Here is a 13,064-nt window from a genome sequence, read left to right as displayed (position 1 = left end):
GACTGTTACCGCACATCATCGGGTAAAAACAACGGCCCCATCGTCGCAGAAGGGATGTCAAAGCGCGATGGGTAATCCACCGCCACCAGATATAACCCATCCGCTTTGGCGGTAGCCGCCGCCAGGGTTCTATCTTTCGCTGCCAGCAGTTGCGCCATCCAGGTTTCGGGTTGATTGCCGCACCCTATCTCCATCAGGCTGCCGACAATATTACGCACCATGTGATGCACAAACGCATTCGCCTTGATATCCACCACAACGTAATCACCCTGTCGCACCACGCGCAGGTGCATAAGATTACGCCAGGGCGTGCGAGACTGGCACTGCACCGCCCGAAATGACGTAAAGTCATTCTCGCCAAGCAAACACTGACCGGCTCGATGCATCCGCCCGGCATCCAGCGGCAGGTAGTAGTGCGTCACACCGTGCGACAAAATCGCCGGGCGAAACCGTTTGTTATAAATCACATAGCGGTAACGGCGCGCCGTGGCGCTGAAACGGGCATGAAAATCGTCATCCACCGTTTTTACCCAGCGTACTGCGATATCGGGCGGCAGGTTGGCATTCACGCCCATCGTCCAGGCAGCCTCTTTACGCACCGCCCGGGTGGTAAAATGCACCACCTGCCCGGTAGCATGCACACCGGCATCGGTACGCCCGGCGCAAAACACATCGACCGGTTCATTGGCAACCTGCGACAGCGCCGCTTCAAGGCATCCTTGCACACTTTGCACCTCAGCCTGACGCTGCCAGCCGTAATAACGAGCCCCGTCATATTCAATGCCGAGAGCCAGTTTTACCGGTGCATTTTCGCCGGCCTGTTGTTGCAACACCGTCATTACCCGAGGTACTCCTCAATCAGCCGTTCCGCGACTTCGACGGCCATCAGCGCACCACCAAAGCGAATGTTGTCAGCCACCGACCAGAACTGCACCAGCTCGGGAATACCGTAATCATTACGCAGACAGCCGATACTCAACTGCACATTGCCCGACGCATCGTCAACCTGTGTCGGGTATTCCCCTTCGTCACTCAGGGTAATGTCGTCGGTCTGCGCCAGCACGTCACGGGCTTCATCAGCCGATAACGGGCGCAAGGCTTCCAGATGCACCACTTGCGCATGGCCGTAGAACACCGGTGACTGCACGCAACTGACCGATATCGGCAAACCGTCATCCTGTAACACTTTACGCACCTGCTCGACCAAACGCCGCTCTTCGCGCACGCTGCCTTCGCTATCGGCCAGCAGTGGCAACAGGTTAAATGCCAGTTGTTTCGGGAACAGACCCGGTTCAGCAGGAATGCCGTTGAGCAGCCGCGCACTCTGCCCGGCCAAATCATCCACCGCCGCTTTGCCATGCGCTGACACCGACAACAGGCTGGTGACATGCAAACGCGCAAGCCCGGCCTGCTCGGTGAGTGGCTTGATGGCTTTCAGCAATTGGCTGGTGAGGCTGTCAGCCACAGCGACAATATTGCGATTACGGTAATCTGCCAGCGCATGCGGGTTGACGCCCGGCACCACTAAGGGGACATCCGGCTCCAGCGCAAACAGGCCACTGCTATCGAGCACCAGACACCCGGCATTGCCCGCCTCTTCAGCGTAGCGGGCGCTGGCATCGATACCGGCAACAAAAAAGGCCAACTGCACCTGTGACCAGTCAAAATCTTCCGCGCTCTCCACCCGCACAGAACGGCCGTTGAAACGCAGGGTTTCACCCGCGCTGTTTTCACTTGCCAGCGCATAGAGTTCACCGACGGGAAACTCACGCTCCTGCAACAGCTCAAGCAACGCAGTACCAACAGCCCCCGTCGCGCCCAGCAGGGCGATATTCCAGCCATTCGACATGTAATCGTTTTCTCCAACAAGAATAAAGACACCCGGCCAGACAGTGGCAACACCGTCAGGCCGGCTCTGCCTGATATGCGGCGTTTATGCCGATGGCTCGCTGACTGAGGCTAAAAAACCCAACTGCGTTAACCGTTCGGCACTCACTGCATCAGCACAAACAACATGCAGTGACGACCACTCGCGCCGTTCCTGATAACACTTACGCAGGCGGTCAAATTCGCCGGGCAGATGCGCTACCTGACGTAGCAAGGCATCATCACGACGCACATCATACACCAGATGCACCAGCCGTTTGAGCTGGTGCTCATCAAGCGCAGCCGTCAGGCACACGGTGGCAATCTCCGGCGCAGGCAACAGCGAAGAGAGCGCCACCTGCTGCGGCTGGCCGATAAACTGACTCCAGGCTTCAAACACCTGAGTAGTCCCGCGCGCTTTGCCTTCCAGCGTGTAACCGGCAATATGCGCGGTGCCGATATCCACACGCGCAAGCAGCTCGACGGACAATTCTGGCTCAGGCTCCCACACATCCAGCACCACGCTGATTCTTTTGCCCTGCTGCAAGGCGTGCAACAGCGCCGTATTGTCTACCACCGCACCCCGGCAGGCATTAATCAGAATCGTCCCCTCTTTTAGGCGAGAGAGCATCTGCTCGTCCACACAGTGCCAGGTTGCATAAGGGCCTTCTTTGAGTAACGGGGTGTGGAAGGTTAAGACATCCGCGCGCGTCACAACCTCATCCAGCGGTAAGAATGGCCCCTGTTCACCGCGGTCTGCCCGTGGCGGGTCACACAACAGCGTGCGAACACCCAGCGCCGTGAGCCTGTCATTGAGGCGCGAACCGACATTACCGACCCCGACAATGCCAACGGTGCGATCGGTCAGCGCAAAGCCGTCACGCTCAGCGAGCATCAGCAGAGCAGAAAACACATACTCCACAACGGCAATGGCATTGCAGCCCGGTGCGGCGGAAAACCCAATCCCTTGCTGGCGCAGGAAGGCTTCATCAACATGATCGGTCCCCGCCGTCGCGGTGCCGACAAACGTCACCGACTGACCGGCCAGCAGTTCGGCGTTGACCTTAGTCACCGAACGCACCATCAACGCATCGGCACCGTTCAACGCCTGCACCGGAATCGGTCGCCCCGGCACAGCAGTTACGTCGCCCAGCCGGCTAAACAACGCCTGGGCGTAAGGCATATTTTCATCAACGAGGATTTTCACGTCAGCTTTCCTGATAGGCCGCAAGCGATGCCCGCACCGCCGCAATAATAAAAGAGGGACGTTATTCTGCCACAAAGCGTTTATCTAACACAGCCTGACGACACGGCTGACTATCCGTTACCCAACACCATTGCTATGATGGCGAGATGTTGATCGGGCTGATACGAAATACCACCGCGCCGCCAGAGACGCGGGTGGTCAGGATCTCTTGTTAAGGATCACCGCATGCAACCTATCGGTAACACGGGCAGTTCCTCCCTTGCCACAGAAAAAGCGCTGGATAACACGCTGACAAAAACTGCCCCGCCCGCGGATGACTCCCCGCTTACGCTGGCACAGCGCACCTCACTGGAAAAATTAGTGATGCAGGTGGCCACGCTAAGCGGTGCCAACCCGGCTGAAATTTGGGCGACGCTGCGGGCTGAGTTGGGCGCTAAAAATAACGCGGAACTGCGCGCCAGCCAGTTTACCGCCGCAGAACAAGGGTTGCAGAACCGCCTGTCTGGCGCACAAGGTGCTCAGGATACCCGGCAACTGTTACAACAGCTTACCGGGTTACTGGCCCAGGGGAATAACCGTCAGGCTGCCAGCGATTTTATCCGCCAGCAATTTGGCCACACGGTACTCAGTTCGCTAACACCGTCACAGCTCAGGCTGGTGGTGACGTTATTGCAAAACGGGTCATTACCGCAGGCCAGCACGCTAGTTTCCGGCACGCCGCTGGCGGACTCGCGCAACGCGCTGACGGGAAATACAGGCCCTGCCACCGGGGTATCCAACCCGCTGCTACCGCTTGAAACGCTCACCAACGGGACTTCGCCTGCCGGAACACAAAGCGCCTCACTACTCCCGCCGCCATTGCCGCAAAACCTGCAACAACTGGCGGCAGGGCTACAAAACAGCGCCCTGCCAGATGCACGCTATAGCACACAGAGCGCGGCATCAGGCCGGGTCTTGTTGCCTGCTGAACATAACCTGCTCAACCAACAGGTCGCGCGGCTGGTCGCGCTTACTGGCGAATCACCGGCAAAAGTCTGGCAAACGTTAATGGCGATGCAGGGATTAAAAACCGGTGAGCCTATGCCTGCCAAAAACTTTCAGACATTGAGTCAGTTTCTGACTACCCAGAGTTTTCTATTGCAACAACACACACCGCAAACCCTGCATAATATACAGGCCGCGCTAAAACACCCGGCCGACCCACAGGAACAGCAACTGTTGCAGGATTTCACCCGCACCCTGAGCATCACGCCACAAGCGCCGCTGACGCCAACACAAATGACCGAGGTTGTCACTTTTCTCTACCGCCGCCGCCTCCAGCAGCTTCAGGACTCAGCCGCAACACCCGCGCAGCCGTTCATCAACCCATTGATAGCTGCACTGCCGTTCGAATGGCATAAATTTGCGACCAAACCTATCGGCCTGGCGCTCAGTGCCCTATTGATCGTCGCATTGCTGTTGTGGATTTTGCTGTAAAGGATGGGGAATGACGCGAGGCATGCCTGATACCAGGGCAAAAAAATACCGGAGACAGGCTCCGGTATTCTGATAACTCGGGTGAGTCGTTTTCGTTACTGTGCGTATTTACGCATTACCAGTACGGCGTTAGTGCCACCAAAGCCGAAACCGTTAGACATCACTGTCGTCAGCTCGCGCTCGGTCGGCTCCGTCACCACGTTCATGCCCACGGCTTGCTCGTCGAGTGTCTCGACGTTGATGCTCGGTGCAATGAAGCCATGCTCCAGCATCAGCAGCGAGTAAATCGCTTCCTGAACACCGGCTGCGCCAAGGGAGTGGCCAGTCATCGCTTTGGTAGAAGAAATAGGCGGAACATTGTCACCAAACACCTGACGAATCGCCCACAGCTCTTTTACGTCACCGACCGGCGTTGAGGTGCCGTGGGTGTTGATGTAATCAACCGGCGTATCCACGTCTTGCAGCGCCAGCTTCATGCAGCGCACCGCGCCTTCGCCGGACGGAGCCACCATGTCCGCGCCATCAGAGGTCGCGCCATAGCCAACCACTTCCGCGTAGATGTGCGCGCCGCGCGCCAGCGCGTGCTCCAGCTCTTCCACCACCACCATACCGCCGCCGCCTGCGATGACGAAACCGTCGCGATCGGCATCATAGGTACGGGAAGCCCGCTCTGGCGTGTCGTTGTATTTGGTCGATAACGCGCCCATGGCGTCAAATTCACACGCCAGCTCCCAGCACAGCTCTTCGCCGCCACCGGCAAACACGATGTCCTGTTTGCCCATCTGGATTTGCTCGACCGCATTACCGATACAGTGTGCAGACGTCGCGCAAGCTGAACTGATGGAGTAGTTAACACCATGAATTTTGAACGGCGTCGCCAGACAGGCAGAAACACCCGATGCCATCGCCTTTGTCACCACATACGGGCCGACGGCTTTGAGGCCACGCGGGCTGCGCATCGCATCAGCGCCAAACACCTGAAAGCGTGGGGAACCGCCGCCAGAGCCGACAATCAACCCGACGCGCGGGTTGTTCTGGTAAGTTTCCTCTGCCAGCCCGGAATCTTTGACGGCTTCTTCCATACACAGATAGGCGTAGATAGAGGCATCGCTCATGAAACGTACCACTTTACGCTCAATCAGACCTGCTGTATCCAGCTTGACGTTACCCCAGACGTGGCTACGCATACCGGAATCTTTCAGCTCTTCCGAGAAAGTAATGCCTGAGCGTCCTTCACGCAGGGATGCCAGCACTTCCTCTTTGTTATTACCGATACTGGACAGGATCCCCAGACCCGTAATCACCGCACGTTTCATTCAATACCTCATTGCGCTTATAGACGTTGTATTTAGCACCGCACTTTAGCGTACAGATGTAAGCTGAACAAGTCCGATCAGACTAACTTTTCTCAAATTTGCGACTTAATAAACCGCCCGCTAAAATCGCGCCACCGCCTGAATAATGAGTTATTTGCCGTGACAACCCCCTCTATCCAGCACGCAGCACTGAGCTGGAACGCTCAGGGTACACCTGTATCGCAACAGTTTGATGACGTTTATTTCTCCAATCAGGACGGTATGGCGGAAACCCGCTATGTCTTCCTGCAAGGAAATAACCTGCCTGAGCGTTTTACCCATCACGATGCCGCCGTCTTCACCGTCGCGGAAACGGGCTTTGGCACCGGGTTGAATTTCCTGATTTTGTGGCAGGCATTCGAGCAATTTCACCAGCAACAGCCGGATGCCAGCCTGCAACGCCTGCATTTCATCAGCTTTGAAAAATTCCCGCTGTGCCAGCGCGATCTGGCGGCGGCACACGCACAGTGGCCAATGCTGTCGGCCGAGGCCGAAGAATTGCGCCAGCAATGGCCACAGCCGCTGCCGGGCTGCCATCGACTGATTCTGGCGCACGGGCGCATCACGCTGGATATCTGGTTTGGTGATATCAATGCGCTGCTGCCAACGCTCGACCCGAGCCTGAACCGACGCATTGATGCCTGGTTTCTCGATGGCTTTGCCCCGGCCAAAAACCCGGATATGTGGTCTGAGGCGCTCTTTGAGGCGATGGTGCGGCTATGTCGCCCCGGCGGCACCTTCGCCACCTTCACCGCCGCGGGTTTTGTGCGCCGGGGGTTGCAACAGGCTGGTTTTGAGGTCAGAAAAAGCAAAGGATTTGGGCAGAAGCGGGAAATGTTATGCGGCACCGTGCGCCCCGGCGCAAAACCGGCGCATCCCTCGCCCTGGTATGCCCGCGGGCCAGCCAGTCAGCCACAGGACATTGCGATTATCGGCGGAGGGATTGCCGCGGTGCTCACGGCTCTGGCATTACTCCGGCGCGGGGCTCACGTCACGCTGTATTGTGGCGATGATAACGTCGGTCAGGGCGCATCGGGCAACCGGCAAGGCGCGCTATACCCGTTACTCAATGACCGGCATGATGCGCTGTCTGGTTTTTTCGCCACCGCCTTTGATTTCGCCCGCCGCTACTATCATGCGCTCGGTGCCCAAGGCGTCGTGTTCGAGCATGACTGGTGCGGCGTCAGCCAATTAGCCTTTGATGACAAAAGTGCGCGCAAAATAGCCCAGATCCTGGCAGGCAACTGGCCGCACTCGCTGGTTTACCCGGCCGATGGGGCGCAGCTAAGCGCGCACTGTGGCATCGCGTTGCATACCGCCGGGGTGGTTTACCCGCAAGGCGGCTGGCTATGCCCGGCCGAGCTGTGCACCTCGGCGCTGGCGCTCGCCTGCCAGCAGGGGCTTCAGGCCCACCTATCCACGCCGATTGTTGCACTGGATGCCAGCGATAAAGGCTGGTTACTCACACAGGCCGATGGCACGGTCACACGTCATGCCACGGTGGTTTTGGCTAATGGCCATCAGATTAATCACTGGAAACAAACCAGCCACTTGCCAACCTATGCGGTACGCGGGCAGGTCAGCCATGTGCCAGAGAGCGCGGCATTATCGTCACTGCGTCAGGTATTGTGCTACGACGGCTACCTGACACCCGCCAGCCCGCGCCATCGCACGCATTGTATCGGTGCCAGCTATCACCGGGGCGATACCGCGACCGATTACCGCGACGCTGACCAACAGCAAAATCGCCAGCGCCTGATAGACTGCCTGCCGCAGAGCGACTGGCCTGCCGGTATCGACATTAGTGCGCAGCAAGCACGCTGTGGCGTGCGCTGTGCTATTCGCGATCACCTGCCATTAATTGGTCAGGTGCCGGATTACGCACAGACCGTGGCCTGCTATCAAGACCTGCCCGCCCAGCGTGATGCAGGCCTTGAGGTGGCAAGCGCCCCGGCGTGGCCAAACCTGTACCTGATTGGCGCATTAGGGTCACGCGGCCTGTGCTCTGCGCCGCTGGCGGCGGAGATTCTGGCATCACAGATTTTCTCGGAGCCCTTACCGCTGGATGCCAGTACGCTGGCCGCGCTGCATCCGCACCGGTTTTGGGTAAGAAAATGGCTCAAAGGTAAAGCACTATAAAGGTAAAGCACCATAGTGAAATACCGTATGACGTAACGCTGTTCAGATTAAGACCGGGCGGATGAATACCGCCCTGGTACCACAGCAATGTTCTACCAACGCATGTTCAGGAGCGCACCCGGCATCACTCCGGGGGATTTGCTACAGCAGCAGACGCTGCGGCCTTTTCCTAAAACCCCCTATTTATGGGGTGCCATCGCCAGTGTGGTGATAGCGTGGTGGATTCGCCAGACCTTGCTGGCGGTGGTGACAAGCCTGGGCGTCTTTTACCTGCTTTGCCTGGGCTTGCTGTAGCGGGAAGGCAGACGGCGAGCGCGTTAAAACGCTATACCCAGTGGCAGACAAACGCCCGGGATGTACTGAAACATCACCGGGCGTTGTTGCCGATAACGGGTTATCCGGCTGCGGCTTACAGCACCGTCAACGTCACGTCGATATTGCCGCGAGTCGCGTTGGAATAAGGGCAAACCTGATGCGCTTTTTCAACCAGCGCTTCGGCCTGCGCCTTGTCCATACCCGGAATGGTAATACGCAATTCGACTTCAATACCATAACCACTACCTGACTGGCCGATCCCCACCAGGCCTTCTACCACCGTCGCGGCGGGCACCAGCACTTTCTCTTTCGATGCCACCAGCTTCAGCGCGCCAGTAAAACAAGCGGCATAACCGGCTGCAAATAACTGTTCGGGGTTAGTGCCCGACCCACCTAGCCCACCCAGTTCACGCGGTGTGCTAAATTTTAAATCCAGATGCGTGTCATCTGAGGTCGCATGTCCGTCACGACCACCGGTTACCGAGGCCTGTGCGCGATAAAGCACTTTTTCAACCGCCATACTGTGACTCCTTCAATAGGGTTAGATACCGCATGTATATCATCTGACATCAATCAAACCGGGCTCCCGTTATGCGGGAAGGGCATCCAGTTGTTGTGCCTTTTGCCAGCTTGGGATAGCGGCCATCCGCTGTGCATAACGCAGAATATGCGGATACTGTAGCCCGGGGTTAAACCGCTCTGTCACCAGGCTGACCACGAAACCGAGCATAAAATCGGCTCCTGTCAGGTGCTGGCCCACCATAAATTCCCGTGTAGCCAGGTAGTCATTAAGGTAGGTAAACACCTTGTCGAACTCCACCTCGGCATAGGTATCGAGGAAATTCAGCGTCTGACCGGTATTTTTCTCAAACTGGTTAAATATTTTCAGCAAGGCAGGCAACATGGCCGAGCTTTCTGCAAAATGGATCCATTGCAGATATTCCATGTAACACGCATCCTGCTCATCGGGTGCCAAATGCGGCGCATATTTTTTGATGATGTACTCAACAATCGCGCCTGATTCAGCAATCACCTTGCCATCAATCTCCACCACCGGCGATTTTCCCAGCGGGTGAATCGCCTTGAGCGCGGCTGGAGCCAAATGCGTGCTCGCATCACGCTGATAACGCACTATCTCGTAAGGTAACTGCGCTTCTTCCAGCAACCAGAGAATGCGCATAGAACGCGAGTCATTCAGGTGATGTAGTCTGATGCCCATTGTGCCTGTTTCCTTTTCTCAGCCGATTAAGCCAGTTGTTTTAACAATGCCTTGGCAACCACTTCCGAACTGGCCGGGTTCTGGCCAGTAACCAGTTTGCCATCTTCAACCAGGTACGGGTGCCAGTCCGGGCCTTTCGAGTACACGCCACCGAGTTTCTGGAACTCGTCTTCAATCAGGAACGGCACCACATCGGTTAACTCCACGGCAGCTTCTTCCGAGTTGGTGAAGCCGGTCACACGACGGCCTTTAATCAACGGCTCGCCATTGGCCGCTTTCACATGGCGCAAGACACCCGGTGCGTGGCAAACGAAACCAATCGGTTTTCCGGCGCGCTCAAAGGCTTCAATCAGTGCAATAGAAATCGGTGATTCCGCCAGATCCCACAGCGGGCCATGCCCACCCGGATAAAACACCGTGTCAAAATCTTCCATACGCACGCTATCGAGTTTCACGGTGGTCGCCAGCGCCTGTTGGGCAGCCAGGTCAGCCTTGAAGCGATGGGTCAGCTCGGTTTGAAAGTCGGGCAAATCGCTTTTCGGGTCTAACGGCGGCTGGCCGCCAGCCGGTGATGCCAACACCACCTCAGCGCCTGCATCAGTAAACACATAATACGGGGCCGCGAACTCTTCCAGCCAAAAACCGGTTTTCTTGCCTGTGTTGCCCAACTGGTCGTGAGATGTTAATACCATTAATACTTTCATTGTCATTCTCCTCGAGTCACCCCTGTCGGGTGACGTCACATTAGCCGTTAAGAAACGCTTCAAGCTGGGATAATTTGTCATTATAGGGCGCACGCAAACGCAGGTTTAACGTTCCCTCTTCATTTTGCACCACCACTGGTTTGGCATGGCTGAAACGGCGGAAACCGTGAATGCCGTGATAAGCGCCCATACCGGATGCGCCAACCCCACCAAAGGGCAGTGCTTCAATACTGGCGTGGGTCATCACATCATTGATGACCAGCGCACCGGATGTGGTGCGTTCAGCAAACGCCGTTTGCTGCGCCGCTTGTTGGCCAAAGTAGTACGCGGCCAGCGGGCGCGGATGCGCATTGATATAGGCAATCGCTTCATCCAGTGAGGCCGTGGTGCGCACCGGCAGTAACGGGCCAAAAATCTCTTCCTGCATAATCTGCATATCATCGCTGACATTCAGCACCAGATGCGGCGCAATTTTGCGTGAACCCGCATCAAAATCCGGCTCGCCTTGAGGGGCCAGGCTCACCAGCGTCGCGCCACGGCTGGCGGCATCATTGAGCAGGCCGATTAAGCGTTCATAGTGGCGCGCGGTAATAATCGATGTGTAGTCCGGGTTACGCTGCAACGTCGGGAACGCCCCGGCCATAAAGGTTTTGCTGGCATGAATAAAGTCATCGATTTTTTCCTGCGCCAGCATCACGTAGTCTGGCGACAGGCAAATCTGCCCGGCATTGAAGGTTTTCACCGTTAACGTCCGTTGTGCCGCCAGGCCAATATCGGCATCGTTATCGATAACCACCGGCGATTTACCGCCCAGTTCCAGTGTGACCGGTACCAGGTTCTCAGCGGCAGCGCGCATCACATGGCGACCAACGCCGGAGCTACCGGTAAACACCAGATGATCAAACGGCAGGCTACTGAACGCGGCACCGATAGCGGCATCGCCCAACACCACTTCCAGTTCGAGCGGGTCAAAATAACGGGCAATCAGCTCGGCCAGCAGTTCTGAGGTAGCGGGCGTTAACTCAGAAGGTTTCAGCATTGCCGTATTACCGGCGGCAAACACCCCCGCCAGCGGCGCAAAGGCCAGATTAATCGGGAAATTCCAAGGGCTTATCACCCCAACCACGCCAAGCGGCTGTTGCTGAATCCAGGCCTGCATTCCCGGCACCGGGCTCTCAACCTGTTCTGGCTGCATCCACTGCGCAACGTGCTCGGCTGAATGCTCAAGCGCCCGCACGGTAGTCGCCATATCGGCCACCAGCGACTGGTACACGCTACGATGACCAAAATCCGCATCCATCGCCTGGCTCAGTGAGACATAATTTTCACGAATCAGCCGGGCACTACGCAGCAGCCTGTCACGGCGCAGTGCCGCATCAGCCGGGCCATGTGCAACGTGGGCATTTTTCATGGTCTGCAATATCGCTTTTAAATCATTGTGCGTTTGCGCTAATGGCATGGTGATGACTCCTCAAATATCGTATGACGTCTTTCATCGCTAACGCGAAAGTGGAAAGCGCATCGCTACATTCATTGCCCACAATCATCTCAGCACAGGCGAACAATGTCGTTTTCGCCCTGATGATGGCATCATCCTATGGTGTGCAATGCCCTGTGAGATCAGTATTATTCGATATAAATTTTCTTTATATCCTGCAATCGACTTTTCTCGTCGCAAGCAGTTATGCTTTGATGGAGTGCACTTTACTCGTGTTAATTGGTTGTGACCAACTAGCATACTTAGGTATAGATATAAAAATAATTATGGGTAAGCTATGTCTATTGCCAGACTGAGAACCTTTATTGAGGTATACCGCCAGCGCTCTATCAGCGGCGCTGCGCGAACGCTAAACCTGACCCAACCGGCGGTATCGCAGCACATAGCCGGTCTGGAGATGTCAATTGGCCGTCCGTTGTTTGAGCGCCAAACGCGCGGTGTCACGCCGACCTCGGTGGCCGATGAACTGGCGGCGGATATCGGCGACAGGCTGGATGAAGCGGAAAATGCCCTGGCGTCGGCAAAAGCCCGTTCACTGGAGCTGGCTGGTGCGCTGCAAATCATCGGGCATGCCGATTTTCTTGCCGAAGTGGTGGCCAAACAGTTACTGCCGCTGCTGGAGGTGGGCGTACGTGTCAGGATGCAAACCGGTGATTACGACGCCATCGCCCAGGGCCTGATTGAAGGATATTGCGATCTGGGGATTTCGGCTGCGCCTTCGCAAGATAAACGCCTGAAAAGCGAGTTGATGCTCACCGACGAAATCATGGCTGTTGCCGCCCCTTCGGTCGTCACCCGGCTCATCAACACCCCCGATATGCTGACTGCGATGCAAACCGAACCGGTTCTGGCCTACAGCCTGACAATGCCGCTGATTGATAACTGGTTTAGCACCAACCGCGTTCAGGCCCCCACGCTACTCCCGGCGATGGTCGGTCAGGATTTACGCGCGCTATGCAGCCTGTTACGCGAAGGGTTTGGCTGGAGTGCGCTGCCGGCCTATCTCTGCACGCCTTACATTGAACGGGGGGAATTGCGTGAGATCCCGGCACCTGTTGCGCGCGCCAGTCGCAGTTATTACCTGCTCTGGCAACCCAGTGCGTTACGCCAGCCTCGCGTCGCCCATGCCCGCCAGGCATTGTTGTTCCGGTTGCGTAAACAGGCCTCGTTACCCGCGCCATAATGCCCAACGCTCGGTCTGAGCGCGACGGGTGATGCCAGACACCGCCCGAAAACGGCGCTTATCAGAATGACCGGCAAAAAAACACCCCTGAGCGGGGTGTTA

The 13,064-nt window shown here is 56.8% G+C and carries 12 protein-coding genes; 4 read left to right on the top strand and 8 right to left on the bottom strand.

Features of this window, described 5'->3' with window-relative positions:
- Positions 1–5 precede the first annotated feature (5 nt).
- From truA to pdxB, 3 genes are all read right to left on the bottom strand, one after another.
- Positions 6–839 (bottom strand): tRNA pseudouridine(38-40) synthase TruA, encoded by an 834-nt coding sequence (truA, locus tag DAQ1742_RS06060; RefSeq protein ID WP_035343196.1) that lies wholly within the window; start codon positions 837–839, stop codon positions 6–8.
- Positions 839–1,849, bottom strand: a complete 1,011-nt coding sequence (locus DAQ1742_RS06055) for an aspartate-semialdehyde dehydrogenase (RefSeq protein ID WP_035343198.1) — start codon at positions 1,847–1,849, stop codon at positions 839–841. The genes truA and DAQ1742_RS06055 overlap by 1 nt, the downstream gene beginning before the upstream one ends.
- 84 nt (positions 1,850–1,933) lie before the next feature.
- Entirely contained in the window at positions 1,934–3,073 is a 1,140-nt protein-coding gene (gene pdxB / locus DAQ1742_RS06050) for a 4-phosphoerythronate dehydrogenase PdxB (protein WP_035343200.1), read from the bottom strand.
- A gap of 225 nt (positions 3,074–3,298) precedes the next feature.
- Here pdxB and DAQ1742_RS06045 point away from each other — a divergent pair, with 225 nt between their 5' ends.
- On the top strand, positions 3,299–4,549 hold the full coding sequence (locus tag DAQ1742_RS06045) for a cell division protein (RefSeq protein WP_035343202.1): 1,251 nt from the start codon (positions 3,299–3,301) through the stop codon (positions 4,547–4,549).
- Between the two features lie 95 nt (positions 4,550–4,644).
- On the opposite strand, the gene fabB is transcribed toward DAQ1742_RS06045, so the two are convergent.
- Entirely contained in the window at positions 4,645–5,865 is a 1,221-nt protein-coding gene (gene fabB, locus DAQ1742_RS06040) for a beta-ketoacyl-ACP synthase I (RefSeq protein WP_035343205.1), read from the bottom strand.
- Positions 5,866–6,024: 159 nt separating this feature from the next.
- On the opposite strand from fabB, the gene mnmC reads away from it, so the two are divergent.
- Complete coding sequence (mnmC, locus tag DAQ1742_RS06035; RefSeq protein WP_035343206.1) at positions 6,025–8,043, top strand: bifunctional tRNA (5-methylaminomethyl-2-thiouridine)(34)-methyltransferase MnmD/FAD-dependent 5-carboxymethylaminomethyl-2-thiouridine(34) oxidoreductase MnmC; 2,019 nt, start codon at positions 6,025–6,027, stop codon at positions 8,041–8,043.
- An 87-nt stretch (positions 8,044–8,130) separates the two neighbouring features.
- Complete coding sequence (locus tag DAQ1742_RS06030) at positions 8,131–8,337, top strand: AzlD domain-containing protein (RefSeq protein ID WP_051124095.1); 207 nt, start codon at positions 8,131–8,133, stop codon at positions 8,335–8,337.
- Positions 8,338–8,452: 115 nt separating this feature from the next.
- Here DAQ1742_RS06030 and DAQ1742_RS06025 read toward each other — a convergent pair whose 3' ends face one another.
- From DAQ1742_RS06025 to DAQ1742_RS06010, 4 genes are all read right to left on the bottom strand, one after another.
- Positions 8,453–8,878 (bottom strand): organic hydroperoxide resistance protein, encoded by a 426-nt coding sequence (locus tag DAQ1742_RS06025; RefSeq protein WP_035343208.1) that lies wholly within the window; start codon positions 8,876–8,878, stop codon positions 8,453–8,455.
- A gap of 69 nt (positions 8,879–8,947) precedes the next feature.
- Complete coding sequence (locus tag DAQ1742_RS06020; RefSeq protein ID WP_035343210.1) at positions 8,948–9,577, bottom strand: glutathione S-transferase family protein; 630 nt, start codon at positions 9,575–9,577, stop codon at positions 8,948–8,950.
- A gap of 26 nt (positions 9,578–9,603) precedes the next feature.
- Positions 9,604–10,281 (bottom strand): type 1 glutamine amidotransferase domain-containing protein, encoded by a 678-nt coding sequence (locus DAQ1742_RS06015; RefSeq protein ID WP_035343212.1) that lies wholly within the window; start codon positions 10,279–10,281, stop codon positions 9,604–9,606.
- Between the two features lie 40 nt (positions 10,282–10,321).
- Positions 10,322–11,740, bottom strand: coding sequence for a coniferyl aldehyde dehydrogenase (locus DAQ1742_RS06010; protein WP_035343214.1), 1,419 nt, complete (start codon positions 11,738–11,740; stop codon positions 10,322–10,324).
- Between the two features lie 316 nt (positions 11,741–12,056).
- Here DAQ1742_RS06010 and DAQ1742_RS06005 point away from each other — a divergent pair, with 316 nt between their 5' ends.
- The gene (locus DAQ1742_RS06005) at positions 12,057–12,962 is read left to right on the top strand and encodes a LysR family transcriptional regulator (RefSeq protein ID WP_035343216.1); all 906 of its coding nucleotides are present in this window, start codon (positions 12,057–12,059) and stop codon (positions 12,960–12,962) included.
- The last annotated feature ends 102 nt before the right edge of the window (positions 12,963–13,064 follow it).

Origin of the sequence: Dickeya aquatica (assembly GCF_900095885.1) — a bacterium.
Taxonomy (GTDB): domain Bacteria; phylum Pseudomonadota; class Gammaproteobacteria; order Enterobacterales; family Enterobacteriaceae; genus Dickeya; species Dickeya aquatica.
Note: the sequence above shows the minus strand (reverse complement) of the source record. Positions and strands in the feature narration are given on the sequence as shown.